The sequence below is a fragment of the Nonomuraea sp. NPDC049750 genome, from assembly GCF_040659625.1.
Classification (GTDB): Bacteria; Actinomycetota; Actinomycetes; order Streptosporangiales; family Streptosporangiaceae; genus Nonomuraea.
Genome location: NZ_JBFANB010000043.1, coordinates 24,328 through 40,954, shown reverse-complemented (window position 1 = coordinate 40,954; position 16,627 = coordinate 24,328). Strand labels below are relative to the sequence as shown.

At 69.2% G+C, this 16,627-nt stretch carries 12 protein-coding genes and 1 pseudogene; 8 read left to right on the top strand and 5 right to left on the bottom strand.

The features are described 5' to 3' along the window. Position 1: 1 nt before the first annotated feature. The 6 genes and pseudogenes from AB0J16_RS53990 (at position 2) to AB0J16_RS53965 (ending at position 7,107) form a co-directional block, all read left to right on the top strand. On the top strand, positions 2 to 1,369 hold the full coding sequence (locus AB0J16_RS53990) for an extracellular solute-binding protein (RefSeq protein ID WP_358555376.1): 1,368 nt from the start codon (positions 2 to 4) through the stop codon (positions 1,367 to 1,369). Further along, entirely contained in the window at positions 1,369 to 2,250 is an 882-nt protein-coding gene (locus tag AB0J16_RS53985) for a sugar ABC transporter permease (RefSeq protein WP_358555373.1), read from the top strand. Before AB0J16_RS53990 ends, AB0J16_RS53985 begins: the two co-directional genes overlap by 1 nt. After that, on the top strand, positions 2,247 to 3,149 hold the full coding sequence (locus AB0J16_RS53980) for a carbohydrate ABC transporter permease (protein WP_358555370.1): 903 nt from the start codon (positions 2,247 to 2,249) through the stop codon (positions 3,147 to 3,149). Before AB0J16_RS53985 ends, AB0J16_RS53980 begins: the two co-directional genes overlap by 4 nt. A 27-nt stretch (positions 3,150 to 3,176) precedes the next feature. Beyond that, positions 3,177 to 5,090 (top strand): Ig domain-containing protein, encoded by a 1,914-nt coding sequence (locus AB0J16_RS53975; protein ID WP_358555367.1) that lies wholly within the window; start codon positions 3,177 to 3,179, stop codon positions 5,088 to 5,090. Positions 5,091 to 5,382: 292 nt separating this feature from the next. After that, a pseudogene (locus AB0J16_RS53970) lies at positions 5,383 to 5,535 on the top strand (Ig domain-containing protein); the annotation flags it as partial. 342 nt (positions 5,536 to 5,877) lie between these two features. Further along, positions 5,878 to 7,107: a transposase gene (locus tag AB0J16_RS53965; RefSeq protein WP_358555364.1), complete on the top strand. Its 1,230-nt coding sequence runs from the start codon at positions 5,878 to 5,880 to the stop codon at positions 7,105 to 7,107. Here the strand turns inward: AB0J16_RS53965 and AB0J16_RS53960 are convergent. Together AB0J16_RS53960 and AB0J16_RS53955 are read right to left on the bottom strand one after the other, a co-directional pair. Next, on the bottom strand, positions 7,040 to 7,414 hold the full coding sequence (locus AB0J16_RS53960; protein WP_358555361.1) for a hypothetical protein: 375 nt from the start codon (positions 7,412 to 7,414) through the stop codon (positions 7,040 to 7,042). The two genes, AB0J16_RS53965 and AB0J16_RS53960, sit on opposite strands and share 68 nt — an antisense overlap. Positions 7,415 to 7,439: 25 nt before the next feature. Then, complete coding sequence (locus tag AB0J16_RS53955) at positions 7,440 to 8,831, bottom strand: glycoside hydrolase family 43 protein (protein ID WP_358555358.1); 1,392 nt, start codon at positions 8,829 to 8,831, stop codon at positions 7,440 to 7,442. 215 nt (positions 8,832 to 9,046) lie between these two features. Here AB0J16_RS53955 and AB0J16_RS53950 point away from each other — a divergent pair, with 215 nt between their 5' ends. After that, entirely contained in the window at positions 9,047 to 10,234 is a 1,188-nt protein-coding gene (locus tag AB0J16_RS53950; protein ID WP_358555355.1) for a cytochrome P450, read from the top strand. Positions 10,235 to 10,278: 44 nt separating this feature from the next. Further along, a complete protein-coding gene (locus AB0J16_RS53945) occupies positions 10,279 to 10,938 on the top strand; it encodes a TetR/AcrR family transcriptional regulator (protein ID WP_358555352.1) in 660 nt (219 codons plus the stop codon). 41 nt (positions 10,939 to 10,979) lie between these two features. Here AB0J16_RS53945 and AB0J16_RS53940 read toward each other — a convergent pair whose 3' ends face one another. From AB0J16_RS53940 to AB0J16_RS53930, 3 genes are all read right to left on the bottom strand, one after another. Next, on the bottom strand, positions 10,980 to 12,128 hold the full coding sequence (locus AB0J16_RS53940) for a LacI family DNA-binding transcriptional regulator (RefSeq protein WP_358555349.1): 1,149 nt from the start codon (positions 12,126 to 12,128) through the stop codon (positions 10,980 to 10,982). Further along, positions 12,125 to 14,992: a glycoside hydrolase family 3 C-terminal domain-containing protein gene (locus tag AB0J16_RS53935; protein ID WP_358555346.1), complete on the bottom strand. Its 2,868-nt coding sequence runs from the start codon at positions 14,990 to 14,992 to the stop codon at positions 12,125 to 12,127. The genes AB0J16_RS53940 and AB0J16_RS53935 overlap by 4 nt, the downstream gene beginning before the upstream one ends. A gap of 161 nt (positions 14,993 to 15,153) precedes the next feature. After that, positions 15,154 to 16,338, bottom strand: a complete 1,185-nt coding sequence (locus AB0J16_RS53930) for an ROK family transcriptional regulator (protein WP_358555344.1) — start codon at positions 16,336 to 16,338, stop codon at positions 15,154 to 15,156. Positions 16,339 to 16,627 lie beyond the last annotated feature (289 nt).

Sequence of the window (16,627 nt, the reverse complement as noted above, 5' to 3'; positions counted from 1 at the left end):
CATGAATAGACGTGACCTCTTCAAGATCGGCGGTCTCGCGGCGCTCGGCGCGGCGGCGTCCGCGTGTGGGAGCGGCGGCGGCGGATCGGCCGGCGCCAAACAACTGCAGTTCATGTACTGGGGCTCCACCTTCGAGCAGAAGGCCGTGGAGAAGATGCTCAGGCAGTTCGAGCAGAAGAAGCCGGGCGTGAAGGTCAAGGCGCTGTTCACCCCCGACGAGTACGACGTCAAGCTCAACACCCTGGTGGCCAGCGGCCGGGTGCCGGACGTCGGCTACGTGCCGATGGCCATGTCCTTCCGCTTGGCCGAGCAGGGCAAGTTGGTCGACCTGTTCCCCTACTTGAAGAAGTATCCGCAGCTGGCCGGCTATCTGCCCGATGCCTACCTCTGGTACGGCCAGGACAAGTTGCACGGCGTGGCCACGGCCAACGAGGTCGAGCTGCTCTGGTACAGCAAGCAGGCCATCGCCGATGCCGGTATCGCTCCCCCACCGGCCGACGCCGCCTCCGCCTGGACGTGGGACCAGATGGTGCAAAACGCCTACAAACTCACCATCGACCAGAACGGCAAGCATCCCGACGAGTCGGGCTTCGACCCCAAACAGATCAAGCAGTTCGGCATCTCCAGCAGCATCACCTACGGCGCGGCCTGGTACGGCTTCCTGCGCGGCAACGGCGGCGACTTCGCCGACGAGGCCGGCAAGCGGTGCCTGCTCGACTCGCCCGAGGCGATCAAGGTGTTCCAGAACCTCCAGGACCTCATCTACAAGCACCGGGTCATGCCCGGCCCAGGCCAGCTCGCCGCCACCGGCGACGACGTGCCCGGCACGAACATCCTGCTCAAGACCAAGCGCGTGGCCATGGTGGTCGACGGCCACTGGTCACTGCTCGACATGAACGAGAGCAAGACCGACTTCGGCCTCGGTGTGCTGCCCAAATACGCGGAGCCGTTCACCGCCACCCAGGTGGCGGGCGCGTCGGCGGTGTTCGCCGGGACCAAGCATGTAGAGGAGGCCGTCGAGCTGTTCGCCTTCCACAACGACCCGCGCTACGTCGACCTGTACAAGCAGGGCCTGTGGATGCCGCAGGAGAAGAAGTACTACGAGGACCAGGCGTCCATCGACTCCTGGATCAAGAACGACCAGCACCCGCCGGAGTTCAGGACCGCGGTCGTCGACTTCGCGCGCGACCACGGCGTGCCTGTGTTCGGCAACCGGGTCAAGAACATGTCCGTGATCAGCAGCGACGTGCTCGCCCCCGCCCTGCAGGAGATCGAGTCCGGCAAGCGCCCGGCGGGTGAGATCCTCAAGGCGGTCGCGCCGAAGATCACCGGGATGCTGCAGGGCTGGCAGCACACGCAGGCGCTCTGATGCGCAGGTTCGAGACGCGGTGGGGCATCCTCATGGCGTTGCCGGCCATCCTCGGGTTCGCCATCTTCACCATCGGCCCGATGGTCGCCTCGTTCTTCTTCAGCCTGACCGACTGGCAGATCGGCGGCAGCCCGTCGTTCGTCGGCCTGGACAACTACAGCAGGATGGTCAACGACGAGCTGTTCTGGAAGTCGCTGAGCGCCACGACGTACTACACGCTCGGCGCGGTGCCGCTCACGCTGATCGTCAGCTTCGCGGTCGCCATGCTGCTCAACCAGAAGGCGCGCGGCCTGTCGCTCTGGCGGACGATCTTCTACCTGCCGACGCTGGTCCCGGCGATCGCCAACGTGGTGCTCTGGATCTGGATCTTCAATCCGGACTTCGGGCTGCTCAACTCGCTGCTGCGCCAGGCCGGGCTGCCGACCTCCCAGTGGGTCTACAGCGAGGAGATGGCGATCCCGTCGCTGATCATCATGAGCACCTGGGGCTTCGGCAACACCATGGTGATCTTCCTGGCCGGACTGCAGGGCGTGCCGCGCCACCTGTACGAGGCGGTGTCGATCGACGGGGGCGGCCCGTTGCGCCGCTTCTGGCATGTGACGCTGCCGATGATGACGCCCACCATCTTCTACAACCTGGTGGTGGGCGTGGTCGGCACCTTCCAGGTGTTCAACCAGGCGTACGTGATGACCGAGGGCGGGCCCAACCACGCCACGCTCTTCTACGTCTACTACCTCTTCCGCAAGGCCTTCACCGAGAGCGAGATGGGCTACGCCAGCGCGCTCGCCTGGGTGCTTTTCATGATCATCATGGTGGTGACGTTCCTGATGTTCCGCAACGCCCGCCGCTGGGTCTACTACGAGATGGCAGGTGCCCGATGACCACGCTGGCGGCGCGGGAGAGGACCCGCGCGAAGGGCGTGGCGCCGACCCAGGGCCTGCGGCGGCCGCGCAGGTACGGCAGGGCGCTGCTGTACGTGGCGCTGGCCGCGGGCGCGATCCCGACGCTGCTGCCGTTCGTCTGGCTGGTGCGCAGCGCGCTGATGACCGACAGCCAGATGTTCGTCGCGCCGCCGGAGTGGATCCCGCGCCCGTTCCAGTGGTCGAACTTCGGCGAGGCGCTCACCGCCCAGCCGTTCGGCCTCTACCTTCTCAACACGGTGATCATCGCGGTGATCTGCGTGCTCGGCACGGTGTTCACCTGCTCGGTGGCCGCCTTCAGCTTCTCCCGGCTGCGGTGGAAGGGGCGCAACATCGTCTTCGCGCTGCTGCTGACCGGCGTCATGCTGCCGTACGCGGTGACGATCATCCCGACGTTCGTCATGTGGCAGGAGCTGGGCGCGCTGAACACCTTCGTCCCGCTCACCGTGCCCGCCTGGTTCGCCGGGGCGGGCGGCGGGGTGTTCAACGTGTTCCTGCTGCGGCAGTTCTTCCTGACGATCCCCTTCGAGCTCGACGAGGCCGCCTACATCGACGGGGCCTCGCCGTGGCGGGTGTACTGGACGATCGTCATGCCGCTGTCCAAGCCGGCCATCATCGTGGTCACCATCTTCACCTTCATCGGCACCTGGAACGACTTCCTCGGCCCGCTGCTCTACCTGCAGGACGAGGAGAAGTACACGCTCTCGCTCGGGCTGGCCTCGTTCCAGAGCGTCTTCATCACGCAGTGGGGCTACCTGATGGCGGCCTCGGCGGCCGTCATCGTGCCCATCGTGGCCCTGTTCTTCTTCCTCCAGCGCTACTTCATCGAGGGAGTCACGCTCACCGGCATCAAGAACTGAGTTTTACGAACAGAAAGGTGTCAGATCATGAAGCGATTAACCGTCGCGCTCCTGCTGCTGAGCTCCTTGTTCGTCGGAGTGCAGCCCGCCCACGCCCTGTCGGCGGCCCAGGTCATCGACATGTTCGGCAGAACCGTCAACACCTACGGCGTCAAGCTGGTCGACTGGGAGGGGTACCTGGCCAACCCGTATATCCAGCTGACCGTTAAACCCCCGCAGGACGCCCAGTTCCCCGTCACGATCGACCTCAAGGCCGAGGGCACCTCCCGGCTGATGATGGACCTGCCCAGCCAGCTGACCGCGACGGGCGCCACCAAGACGCTGACGTTCGCGAACGCGTCGGAGCAGAAGACGTTCAAGCTGGAGATCGCCTCCAAGCGCGGCGCGGGCCAGGACGAGATGCACACGCTGCGGCTGGCGATCAGGGACGGCAGCGGCGCGACGTTCCAGCAGTCGATGCCGATCAGGGTCCAGCAGGACGAGAAGACCGCCCTGCAGCCGACGATCCCGATCAACTTCGACTACCGCTATGACACGGTCACCGGTTACTTCGCCAACCCGGCCTTCAGGACCGCCGCCGAGGAGGCTGTCAAGGACTGGTTCAGGTTCTTCGACGTGACGCCCTTCGACACGGTGGCGGCCGGGACGGAGAACAACCACCTGCCGGGCAACGACTGGCAGAACGAGATCACGGTCACCAACAACGCCGCCTACAACGGCATGTACGTCTTCTTCCGGGGCATCCAGTCGCCCTACTCGACCGGCTACCCCGCCGCCAACGGCAAGTACTTCACCAGGAACGGCGCACAGGTTGCGGGCCCCCTCCACCGCTCCACCGCGATGATCTTCGAGTATGACGAGGCGAACAAGCAGCTGTTCACCTCCCTGGCCGACGAGGACTGGTACAAGACGGACATCGCCGGCTCGGTGCTCGACGTGGAGGGCCTGGTCATGCACGAGTACGGCCACGCCGTGGCCTTCCACAGCGACTGGGCCGGGATGCGCTCCTACGTGAGCGGCGGCGGCAACGACCCGGACGTCGTCGACTACATGGGCTACGCCGTGCCGCTCGACAGCAGCTACCACATCCCCGGCGACCAGCGTAACTGGGACCGGCTGAGCGGGCAGAGCGGAGGTTGGACGCACTACTTCCCGACCCGCAGGTGGATGCTCACCAAGCTCGCCCTGCTGGTGGCCGAGAACGCGGGCTGGAAGCTGAACCGCAACCTGACCCCGTTCCTCAAGCCCTCCATCACCACCACCTCCCTGCCGCAGGCCACGCCCGGCCAGAGCTACCAGCAGACGCTCGCCGCCAAGGGCGGGGTCCCGTTCTACGACTGGCAGGTGACCAGCGGCTCGCTGCCCGCCGGGCTCAGCCTCGACCGCTTCACCGGCGCGATCAGCGGCACGCCCACGACGGCCGGGACCTCGACCTTCACCGTGCAGCTGCGTGACTACGACAGCAGGAGCACGCCGGTGACCAAGTCGTTCCAGCTCCAGGTCGGCGGCGGTGGCCCCACGCCGGTCAACCTGGCCACGAGCGCGACGCCGTCCGCCTCGTACACCTCGCCGTGGGAGAGCATCGCGGCGATCAATGACGGCATCGACCCGCCGAGCTCCAACGACACCGTCAACCGGCGCTGGGGCACCTGGCCCAACACCGGCGCGCAGTGGGCCGAGCTGACCTGGCCGGCCGCGCAGACGATCCGGTCGGCGGACGTGTACTTCTTCGACGACAACGACGGCGTGCGCCTGCCTGCCTCCTGGAAGCTGCAGTACTGGAACGGCACCGCGTACGTCGACATCCCGGGCACCTACCCGACCGCGCTCAACGCCTACAACCACGTGACGTTCACCGGTGTGAACACCACCAAGCTCAGGGTCGCGCTCCAGAGCGGCCAAGCCTCCGTCGGACTGCTGGACGTGAAGGCATTCGCTTGATGAGAAAGAACGCTTAGCGAAAAGAACGTTTGGTGAAAAGAACGTTGGTGAAAAGAACGCCGTTGTTACCGTCCTGGCCGGGCTCGTGGGCGCGCTCTCCATGCCCACCCCCGGCCTGGCGGCCCGCCGAGCGGCCCCGGCCCTGGACGTGTTCGACGCTGACACAAGCTTACGCTGCTGATCGTGGAGAACGCCGGCTGGAAGCTGAACAGGGAGCTGACCCCGTTCCTCAAGCCCTCGATCGAGACCGCCTCGGTCAAGGCCGACAAGGCGGGCGCCGCCTACGACCAGCGGCTCCAGGTCAGGGGGCGTGCCCTTCTACGACTGGCAGGTCACCGGCGGCGCGCTGCCCGAGGGGCTGACGCTCGACCGATTCACCGGCGCGATCACTGGCACGCCCGTGAAGGCGGGCACGTCGGCCTTCACCGTCCAGCTCAGGGACTAATACGAAAAGCTGAGCACGCCGGTAACCCGTAGTACTCGCTCACCGTCAACACCTGAGAAGCGCCATCAGCGCCCGTGGAGGGCGGCGGCGCCGGTGGCCGCCGCCCTCCACGGTCCTACAGCCCGTAGCGGCTCCTCAAGTGCCGCCACCAGTCGCGGAACATCCACGGTCGATCTCGATGATCGAAGTGGCGCTGCCGCTTTCATCTGAATGGTGGAGCGGAGACTCGGTCTTTCAGGGTCGGGAGGAAGCGACATCCCTCTTTCGAAAACAGCATGGAAAGGCTCGATCACGTTCGGTAATATGTGCGGTGGGTGAGGACGGGGTGACAGGAGGTGCGCGATGGCGATCCGCCGCTCCACCACCAAACGCCACGGCCTGCCCACGATCGTGCAACTGCGGCTCACACCCGCCCCGGCCCAGGCCGACGCGCTGGCCGCGGCAGTGCAAGTGTGCAATCAGGCGGCCACCGTCGTCTCCCGCCTGGCCTGGCACCACCGCACGTTCGCTGTGGTGGAGCTGCACCGGCTGGCCTACTACGAGGTGCGGGCGCAACTGGCCGGGCTGGGGGCGCAGGCGGCCGTACGCTCGATCGCCCGAGTCGCTGGCGCCTACGCCAACCGGCGCGCCACCAAGAAACGCGCCCACATCTTCCGCCCACACGGCGCCGTCCCCTACGACGCCCGGCTGATGAGCTTCAACCGGGACGCCCGCACCGTGTCGCTGTGGACCCCCACCGGCCGCGTCACCCTCCCCTACACCGGCCGACCAGAAGACCTCAAAGCCATCGACACGCTGCCGCTCGGCGAGGCCGACCTGATCTACCGGCGCGGCATGTGGCTGCTGCAGATCGCCCTCACCCTGCCCAAGCCGGTGGTGCGTGAGCCGGTCGGCGGCTTTCTTGGGGTGGATCAAGGGGTGGCGAACCTGGCGGTCACCTCCGATCGGGTGGTGCTGCCCGGCCCCGCCCTGCCCGGCCCAGTCGGCGGCAACGGCCACGTCCGCACGCTGCGGGAGCGGCGGCATCGCCAACGCCGTCGGTTGCAGAAGCAGGGGACGTCTGCGGCGCGGCGGGTGCTGCGCCGTCTGTCCGGTCGTGAGCACCGGATGATGACCGACCTCAACCACCAAATCAGCAAATATGTGGTGCGCGAAGCCGAACGCACCGGCCGCGGTCTCGCCCTGGAAGATCTGCAGGGCATCCGCAGCCGGGTAAGGGCTCACCGGCTCCAGCGACGCACCCTGCACAACTGGGCCTTCGCCCAGCAGATCACCTTCACCCGCTACAAAGCCGCCCGCGCCGGAGTCGCCTTCCTCCTGGTCGACCCCGCCTACACCTCGCAAGCCTGTCCGGACTGCGGGCACATCAGCCGGGCGAACCGGCCGGCGCGGGGCCGATTCGTCTGCACAAGGTGCGGCCTCGCTGGGCACGCCGACCACATCGCAGCCCGCAACATCGCCACACGCGGCATAGCGGGCTGGGCTGTCATCAACCAGCCACACGCTACCGGCCTCCCTTCACCCAGACGGGACCGCGAGAGCAAACCACCAGCTTCAACCGGCGGTAGTTGACCAGGAAGCAGCACACCCCCGTGGGAGTCCAGTTGTAGAAGTCATCCAGATCGAACGAATGGCCCATCTCGTGCAGCAGGATGTGCATGTTGTCGGTGTTGAGGTTGCCCATGTAGTACTCACTGCCGACGCGCTGGCCCGAGTCGCTGGCCGCGCCGCTGCCGAAGCCGGCCGTCAGCCACAGCGACATACCGTGGAGATGGGACGCGCCGCCGGGGCAGTTCGGGCTTTGAGGGGCACAGTGGCGTACTGGCAGGGGTCGACCGGCCATCACGTCCATCCACTTCTGGAGAAGAAGCAGTTTCATTGCACCTCCAGTGCTGGTGAGAGGGTCACGCCTGCGTGGTCCACTCCAGGACGCCGGTCGAGAAGCCGATCTTCGAGGTGACGCTCAGCCGGAGCCTGGTCGTCGAGACCGCCGTGAACGTCGTGGTGTTGAAGGTGTTGGCCGCCGTTCCGCAGGCCGACTGTCCGGGCACGTCCACGTACGCGCTGCCGTTCCAGTACTGGACCTTGCACGAGGCGGGCAGGTCGATGCCCTGGTCATCGTCGAACCAGTAGACGCCGACCCGGTTGACGGTCTGCGCGGACGGCCACTGGTACTCCAGCCACTCGGTGCCCTGGTGGCTCCAGTTGCCGTAGGCGCCGTGGCTGTGGTCGGCCGAGTTGGCCGGGGTGAAGCCGTCGTTGACCGCGCCGAGGGTCTCCCACGGCGAGACGTAGGAGGTGGAGGCCGTCGCGCTGAGCGCCAGGTTGTTCGGGTTGGCGGGACCCGTCGTCTGCACGACCTTCTGCATGGTGCCGTCGGCGTTCCAATAGAGCTTGTCGAGCGTCACCGAGCGTCGGAAGTCGCCGCCTCCCGGGCTGCCCGCGTTGTGGTAGACCATGTACCACTGGCCCTTGAACTCGATGATCGCCGGGTGGTTGGTCGTCGAGGAGACCTGGTCGAGCACCACTCCCCTATGCGTCCACGGTCCCAGCGGATTGCTCGCGGTGGCGTAGCGGATGCACGCGTAACCGGGCGCGGAACAGGCCGAGTCGTTGGCGGAGTAGGCGAGGTAGTAGGTGCCGTTGCGCTTGAACATCCAGGGGGCCTCCCAGAAGTTCGACACGCCGCTCGGGGTGACCACGCCGCCGTCGAGGTTGATCATGTCGGGCTTGAGCTTGGCGGCGCGCAGGCCGTAGTAGGAGCCCCAGTAGATGTAGGCCTGGCCGTCGTCGTCGGTGAAGACGGTCGGGTCGATGTTGAGCGGCGAGGAGCCCGGGGTGCTGTCGCTGATCAGCGGGCCGCCCTTGGCGTCGTGGAAGGGGCCGAGCGGGCTGTCGCCGACCGCCACGCCGATGTCCATCCAGCCGGCGCCGTTGCCGTTGACGGGGGCGTACCAGTAGTACTTGCCGTTGCGCGGCTCGACCTCGCCCGCCCACGCGTCGGCGCCCGCCCACGGGAAATCTGAGAGGTTCAGCTTCGCGCCCTGGTCCGTCCAGGTCGTCGCGTCGCCGGAAGTGAAGACGTGCCAGTCCCGCATGACGAAGTTCGTGCCGCCGGCGGGCGCCTCGTCGTGGCCCGTGTAGAGGTACATCGTGTCGCCGACCACCAGCGCGGCCGGATCGGCGGTATAGATGGAGGTGGTGATCGGCGCGGCGGCGGGCGCCGGGACCGCGGTGACGACGACCAACCCGGCGGCGGCGGCCGCGGCCAGGGTCATGGTTTTCAGACGTCTCATGTCAGGGCACTCCTCGTCTAAGCTAGCGATTGCTTGGTTAGCGCTAACATTTTGGACCCCGAATCTGTGCGGTAGGCGGGGCGTCGTCGAGTGTTAGCGATACCACCAAGGTCGTCAAGACCCAATGTTTACCGGGATGGTCTTGCGGCTAATCGATAGGTTGCTATCGTTTCTTGTCAGGGTATTTCGTGACGACCGGTCATCCTGGGGGATATATGAGCGACATCTCAACGCTGCCTCTGTACATGCGGCGGACAGAGTTCAGTCCCGCCGCCGAGCTGGCGGAGGTGCGGGAGAAGGAAGGGATCACCCGCGTCACCACCTCGTTCGGCATCGACGCCTGGCTGGTGACCCGCTACGCCGACACGCGTGCGGTGCTGGGCGACGCCGAGCGGTTCAGCAACGCCCGCCAGACCATCTTCCAGCCGCCGGGCGCGACGGAGGAGGAGCTCAAGGTGCTCCGCGCCGGCAACCTGCTCTCCTTCGACCCGCCCGAGCACAGCCGGCTGCGCCGGTTCCTGACGCCGGAGTTCACCATCCGCCGGATGAAGCGGCTGGAACCGCGGATCAAGGACATCGTCGAGGAGCACCTCGACGCCATGGAGCGCGCGGGCTCACCTGTCGACCTGGTGTCGTCGTTCGCGCTGCCGATCCCGTCGCTGGTGATCTGCGAGCTGCTGGGCGTGCCGTACGCCGACCGCGCGGACTTCCAGCGCAGGACCGGCCGGCTGCTCGACGTGTCGCTGCCCATGGACGAGCGCCTCAAGCTGCAGCAGGAGTCGCGCGCGTACATGACCGAGCTGGTCGAGGGCATCCAGGCCGACCCCGGCGAGGAGCTGCTGGGCATGCTCGTACGTGAGCACGGCGACGACCTGACCACGAACGAGCTGATCGGCATCGGCAACCTCCTGCTGATCGCCGGGCACGAGACCACCTCCAACATGCTCGGCCTGGGCACGCTGGCCCTGCTCCGGCAGCCGGACCAGCTGGACCTGCTCAAGAAGGAGCCCGAGCGGATCGAGGCCACCGTTGAGGAGCTGATGCGCTGGCTCAGCATTCTCCATGCCAGCATCGGCAGGGTGTGCACCACGGAGACCGAGGTGGCCGGTCAGAAGATCCAGCCCGGCGACCTGGTGATGTGCTCGCTGCCCCTCGCCAACCGCGACCCCGCCTTCATGGACGAGGCCGACGAGCTGGACATCACCCGCGGCGCGCCCGGCCACCTCGCCTTCGGCCACGGCGTGCACCACTGCCTGGGCGCGCCGCTGGCCCGGATGGAGATGCGGATCGCCTTCCAGGCCCTCTTCCAGCGCTTCCCCGGACTGCGCACCGTCGCGCCGATCGCGGACTTCCGCTCCTTCCATGTCGTGTACGGGCTGGCCTCGCTCGAGGTGGCCTGGTAACGCTGCCATGGAGTGACGGCGTGGATGCTGCTAGCGTTCGGCATGTGCCAGAGCAGCGACGTCGTGCGGACGCACTGCGTAACTCCGACAGGATCGTCAGGGCGGCGATCACCGCCCTGCACGAGTCGGGCACGGCCGTCCCGCTGGAGGAGATCGCCCGCCGCGCCGGAGTCGGCATCGCCACCGTCTACCGGCGCTTCGGCGACCGCGACGGCGTGATCCTGGCCTGCTTCGAGACCTACTTCGCCGAGGAGATCGAGCCGGTCCTCCAGGCCGCCCGCGTGGCCGCCGACCCCAGGCAGGGGCTGGCCGACGCGCTGACGGCCGTGGTCGACACGCTGTCCGGCCACCGGGCGCTCCTGTCGGCCGCGAAGGAGGCCGGGGCGTTCACGATCGGCATCGCCGAGCGGTTCATGGGACCGCTCGGCGACGTGCTGACCGCCGCGCGGGAGCGCGGGCTGGTCCGTGACGACCTGCTGGTCCGCGACCTGGCGGCGATCGTGGTGATGGCGCTGGCGACGACCCTGCACCACGGGGCCGACTCCGACGACCGCGCCGACCGGCGGCGCTACCTGGCGCTCCTCCTCGACGGCACCCGCCCGTCGGCCGTCCCGCTCCCCAGGCCGTCCGCCGTCGACCTCTTCGCCCGCGAGTCGACGGACCACTGTCCCGCCAAGGGCGCCACACGCCACCACCACCGCTGACCCGAGAGCCTGGCTCCGTGGTCAGGCGCTCGCGCGGACCGTCACGTGCTCGCGCGGACCGTCAGACGGGGGACCAGCAGGGTCGCCGGCGGCACCGGGCGGCCCGCGAGCTTGTCCATCAGCAGCCCGACGGCCTCCCTGCCGACCTCCTCGGCCGGGATCAGCACCGAGGTCAGCCGGGCGGGCTCGGCCACGTCGTCCGGGCAGATCGCCATCACCGCGAGGTCCTGCGGCACCTTGCGGCCCAGCTGCCGCAGCGAGCTCAGCACATGGTTGACGGCTGCCTCGTTGTGCACGACCAGTCCCGACAGACCGGGCCGGGCCGCCAGCAGCCCGCTCACGGTGGCGTGGACCTCCTCGAAGCTCTCCTCGCACGGCAGGGCCGTACCGTCGAGCCCGTGCTCGGCCAGGGCGGCGGTGAAGCCTTCGAGCGTACGGCGGGCGAAGCCGGTTCCCCGCTCGTAGACCACCGCCGGCGCCCCGAGCAGGACCACCTCGTGGTGCCCGCGCTCGGCCAGGTGCGCCACGCACAGCGCCCCGGCGGCGGCGAAGTCGAGGTCGACGCAGGTCACCCCGGCGGCGTCGGCGGGGAAGCCGATCAGCACGCTGGGCTCGGCGAGCCGGCGCAGCAGCGGGACCCTGGGGTCGTCGAGCTCGACGTCCATCAGCACCAGGCCGTCGACCAGCGCGCTGGCCGCGGCCCGGCGCAGCCCGTCGAGGCCCTCGTCGGCCGTCATGAGCAGCACGTCGTGGTCGAAGTGGCGCGCCGCGGTGACCACCGAGGTGGCGAAGCGCATCAGCACGGGCACGTGCATGCCGGCCCGCAGGGGCAGCACCAGCGCGATCACGTTGGCCCGCTTGCTGGCCAGCGCCCTGGCGCCGGCGTTGGGGTGGTAGCCGAGCGTCCGCACGCTGTCGAGCACCCGCCGCCGGGTGTCGGCCGAGATCGCCCGCTTGCCGCTGAGCACATAGGAGACCGTGCTCACCGCCACACCCGCGTGCCGCGCCACCTCGACAATGGTGACCGCCCGGCCGGTCGCGTGCCCGTCCTCAGCGCGCGCCTCCTCACCGCGCGCCTCCTCACCGTGCGCGTCCGCCGCTCCCCCGTCCGATGGGCGGCCGTCCGGCAGGTCGCGGTCCGGCGCGTGGCCGTCTACCAGGTGGCCGTCCGTTATGTGGTGTTCCGTCATGTGGTGGTCCGTCCGGTGTCGGCGTGGTCTCGGTCCATGCGGCCTCGCCCCGTTCGTCCTCGGTCGGCGCGTACGGCGCCGGGCGATCGGGGGGCGGCCCGACCCGTGCCGGTCAGTTCCAGCCTGCCCAGCGTGATGCCCACGTTCTCGAACACGACATAAAGATCGTGCACCCCCGAGGCTTCCGCAAGCTCGCCCGAGGACGCCGCCGGAGCGTAGCGCCCGGCCGGCGGCACGGGGATGGCGCCCAGTGTGGGGCCGTGCAGGAGGTCGTCCAGCCGGAGCGTGACGACCCCGCCCTCGGTGCTCGCCGCCTCGATCAGGCAGGACGCGGCCCCGGTGAGCTCGACGTCGCGGAACAGGATCCACGCCCCCTCGGCCTCGGAGCGCACCGCGTCGCCCGAGACCTTGGCCGCGTCGACGAAGGCGACCGCGTCGTAGGCGTCGTGGTCCGCCGCGGCCATCCCGCCCCGCCGGGGCGGGATGGTCTCGCCCTCGATGTGGAAGGCCGCGCTCAGCCGCAGGTCGGTCGCGCTGCGGCCGACCATGAGCTGGTGCGGCGCGTCCTCGACGGCGAAGGCGCCGCGCGTCACGTCCCAGAAGGCCAGGTCCCGTACGGGGAAGGTGAGCGTGACGGCCCGGCTCTCACCGGGCGCCAGCCGTACCCGCTCGAAGCCCCGCAACCGGCGCAGCGGCTGCTTGGCCCGGGAACGCCGCTGGTGGGTGTAGAACTGCACGACCTCGGTTCCGACCCGCGAGCCGGTGTTGGTGACCGTGACCGTGGCGGCGATGATCTCCCCGTCGACCGCGACGGTGAGGCCGGAGTAGTCGAACACGGTGTAGCTGAGGCCGTGGCCGAAGGGGTAGAGGGGAGTGCCCCGGTAATAGAGATAGGTGGCGTCCGTGGCGATGATGTCGTAGTCGAGCAGGTCGGGCAGCTCGCTGGCCGAGCGGTACCAGGTCTGGGTGAGCCGCCCCTGCGGGTCGGCGTCGCCGAACAGCACGTCGGCCAGCGCGTGGCCGTACTCCTGGCCGCCGTGCGAGGACCACAGCACCGCGGGCATGTCCGGGTCCGACCAGGTGACGGGGTAGCCGCTGGTGATCACCATGACCGTGCGCGGGTTGGCCGCCCGTACCGCCCGGACGACCGCGTCCTGGGCGGGGGCCAGGTCCAGGTCCGTGCGGTCCTCGGTCTCGCGGCCGTTGACCAGCGGATGGTCGCCCACGACCACGACCGCCACGTCCGCGGTGGCCGCCAGCGCGGCCGCCGCCGCGGCGCCGCTCTCGACGACCTCCACCGTCAGCCACGTGGCGGCGTCGGCGTCGTCCACCAGCCGGAAGACCCCGTCGGAGGACAGGCCGATGTAGCGGCCCGTGGAGATGTGGCGCAGGACGACGGCGCCGCGGGTGCGCTGTTCCAGCCGGAAGGTCTGGCGCACCTCCCAGCCGTTCGGGCCGGGCTGGTCGTTGACCAGGACGCCGTCGTCGTCCACGGACAGGAAGCGGCCGGTGGCGACCGCGCGGAAGGCGATGGCCCCGCCGCCCCAGTCGAACAGGTCGAAGCGGTCCCCCGGCGTCCCGATGCCCAGGGGTCCGCCGTCGAGCCCGGCCACCACCGGGCCCGCGTCGGCGGTCAGCGTGACGCGGTCGACGGCCTCGCAGAAGACGGTCTCGCAGCGTTCGGCCAGACCGGCGCGGGCGGTCACCTCGTACGGCAGCGTGCCGCTGTACCAGTCCTCCAGCAGGGTGTCGCCGAGCTGGCCGAGCACCGCGATGCGGCGGCAGGCGGCCGGCGCCAGGGGCAGCAGGCCGTCGTTCTTCAGTAGCACGATCGAGCGGGCGGCCGCCTCGCGGGCCAGCGCCTGGTGCTCGGGGCAGTTGACGACCGCCTCGGTGATGTCGTCGTACGGCGTGGCGGGGTCGAACTCGCCGAGCCGGAAGCGGATCGACAGCGTGTGGCGTACGGCGGTGTCGAGGTCGGCCTCGGTCAGCAGGCCGCGTTCCAGCGCCTCGCGCAGGTGGCCGAGGGTGGCCTCGGCCCGGTCGTCGTCCTGGGTGAAGCTGTCGAGCCCGGCCCGTACGGCGTGCGCGTACGCCTCGGCCGGGTCGTCGTAGTAGCCCTGCAGCCCGGTGAGGTTGCCGGGGGCGTAGGCGTCGCTGACCACGAGCAGGTCGTCCGGCGCCCAGGCCCGCAGCACCTGCCCGATCAGCGGGCTGAGGTGCGCCGGGCGGCCGTTGACCAGGTTGTAGGAGGGCATGACCGCGACGGCGGCGCCGCTCTCCAGGGCGGGCCGGTAGGCGGGCAGCTCGTACTCGTGCAGGACCCGCGGCGGCAGGTTGCTGGAGGTGACGCAGCGGTAGGTCTCGTTGTTGTAGCCGAGGAAGTGCTTGAGGGTAGGCGCCGTCCGCATTACGGGAGCGCTCCCACGAAGCCCGCGCGCGTAGGCCGTGGCCATGACGCCGGTCAGCAACGGATCTTCGGAGTAGCCCTCCTCGTTGCGGCCCCAGCGCGGATCGCGCAGCAGGTTGACCACGGGGGCCCACACGTTGCGGCCGGCGCCGGACGGGTCCTTGTGGTGGAAGGCCAGGACCTCCTCGCCCGCCGCCTCCCCCACCCTGCGGACCAGCTCCGGGTCCCAGGTCGAGGCCAGGCCCACGGCCTGCGGGAACACCGTCGCCGGACCCAGCCAGGCCAGGCCGTGCAGGGCCTCGGTGCCGGTACGGAAGGCGCCCACGCCGAGCCGCTCGACCGGCGCCTGGTACTGGTGCAGCAGCGCGAGCTTCTCGGTCACGGTCAGCCGGGCCTGCAGATCGGCGATCCGCTCGGCGAGGGGGAGGTCCGGGTCGCGGAACGGTTCGTTCATGGGGCCACCTTCTGAAAGCGTCGAAACGCTTCGACTAGCGGGGGGAGCGCGCTTCGGGTCTCTGTCGAAGCGCTTCGATAGCCGGTCCAGAAAAACCCCGCCCGTTACACGAGTGTTTCGAACGGAGTTCTTCTGAAGGGTGCACGCGTGCGCGAGCGGGGTCAAGAGATTCGCGGCAATCTTCCTGAATCGATGGAGTCGAGCACCCGGGCGGCTCCGCCGAGCGCGGCCGCGTCGTAGCCGAGGGACGAGATCACCACCTGGCAGCCGCCGGCCTCCGGCGCGATGGTGCGCTCGCGTACCTCGGCCTCCACGGCGGGCAGCAGCCAGGGCGCCAGCGGCACGTAGTAGCCCCCGAGGATCACCACCTGAGGGTTGAGCAGGTTGGCCAGGATGGCCACCCCGCGACCGAGGTCGCGGCCCACGCCGCGGAGCAGGCCCAGGGTATGGGCGTCGCCCGCGCGGGCTCGCCGGACGACCTCCTCGATCTCCAGCTCCACCTCGACCGGCGAGGGCGAGAGGTGCTCCAGGACCGCACCGATGCCGGCCACCGCTTCCAGGCAGCCGGTCCGGCCGCACCGGCACTCCGGCCCCAGCGGGTCGATCTGGATGTGGCCGATCTCGCCGCTGTAGCCGCGCCCGCCCCGGCGCAGCCGCCCGTCCAGGATCACGCCGGCGCCCACACCCATCTCGCCGGTGAGGTAGACCAGGTCGGTGACCGCCCCATGGGGGCCGAACCGGTGCTCGGCCAGGGCGCCGAGGTTGGCGTCGTTGTCGGCCTGGATGGGGAAGCCGGGATCGCGCAGCGCCTTGGCGAGGTCGCCGCTGACATCGGTGTCGAGCCAGCCCAGGTTGGGCGCGACCCGCACGACGCCCTGCTCGTCGACCAGGCCCGGCACGGCCACGGTCAGGCCGAGGATCTGCTTGTCCTCCTTGGCCATGCGGTTGACCACCCGCCTGACGATCGCGGCGACGGCGGCCACCGAGCCGGGGAAGGCGCGCCGCCAGGACAGCAGCCGCTCCCCCGCCAGGTCGACGGCGACGGCCGTCACGTAGTCGACGTTGATCTCCAGCCCGATCGCCGCGTACGGCGAGCCGTCCAGCACCAGCATCGTGGCCGGCCTCCCCACCCGGTTCTCGGTCAGGCCGGTCTCGCGGACGAGCCGCCTGTCGATCAGGTCGGCGACCAGACTCGACACGGTCGCCTTGTTCAGGCCCGTGGAGGCCGCGATGTCGGCCCGCGAGCACGGCGCGTGCTCGCGGACGAAACGCAGCACGACGGCCAGGTTGGTGGCCCGCACGTCGGCGAAGTCGGCCGGCTGCGGGTCGGTCGATGAGGTGATCAAAGTCTGTCCCGTCCGTCAGGCCGTCGCGGGCGATCATGCCGCGGTACCAGTGTGCGCTGTCCCCCAGTGTCCCCGTGCCGTCGCCGAGAGCCGCGCGGACCCCCGGGAACGGCGGGGAGGGAGCCGTCAGCGAATCTCATCTCACTCCCGACATCAATCTGTGACCGGTGGCACACCTTGTGGTCAGCGTCGCCTCGGGTTTAGTTTGTTTGGTCATTAGACGAACTAATTCTAGCTCGTAGACCTCCCGTTCGGACACCCCTCACCCTGCTCCGACCAACGAAGGGAG

Excerpts from the sequence above, each read along its gene's own strand:
- AB0J16_RS53990 (WP_358555376.1), top strand. The coding sequence starts at position 2 with ATGAATAGACGTGACCTCTTCAAGATCGGCGGTCTCGCGGCGCTCGGC.
- AB0J16_RS53985 (WP_358555373.1), top strand. The coding sequence starts at position 1,369 with ATGCGCAGGTTCGAGACGCGGTGGGGCATCCTCATGGCGTTGCCGGCC.
- AB0J16_RS53980 (WP_358555370.1), top strand. The coding sequence starts at position 2,247 with ATGACCACGCTGGCGGCGCGGGAGAGGACCCGCGCGAAGGGCGTGGCG.
- AB0J16_RS53975 (WP_358555367.1), top strand. The coding sequence starts at position 3,177 with ATGAAGCGATTAACCGTCGCGCTCCTGCTGCTGAGCTCCTTGTTCGTC.
- AB0J16_RS53965 (WP_358555364.1), top strand. The coding sequence starts at position 5,878 with ATGGCGATCCGCCGCTCCACCACCAAACGCCACGGCCTGCCCACGATC.
- AB0J16_RS53960 (WP_358555361.1), bottom strand. The coding sequence starts at position 7,414 with ATGAAACTGCTTCTTCTCCAGAAGTGGATGGACGTGATGGCCGGTCGA.
- AB0J16_RS53955 (WP_358555358.1), bottom strand. The coding sequence starts at position 8,831 with ATGAGACGTCTGAAAACCATGACCCTGGCCGCGGCCGCCGCCGCCGGG.
- AB0J16_RS53950 (WP_358555355.1), top strand. The coding sequence starts at position 9,047 with ATGAGCGACATCTCAACGCTGCCTCTGTACATGCGGCGGACAGAGTTC.
- AB0J16_RS53940 (WP_358555349.1), bottom strand. The coding sequence starts at position 12,128 with ATGACGGAACACCACATAACGGACGGCCACCTGGTAGACGGCCACGCG.
- AB0J16_RS53935 (WP_358555346.1), bottom strand. The coding sequence starts at position 14,992 with ATGAACGAACCGTTCCGCGACCCGGACCTCCCCCTCGCCGAGCGGATC.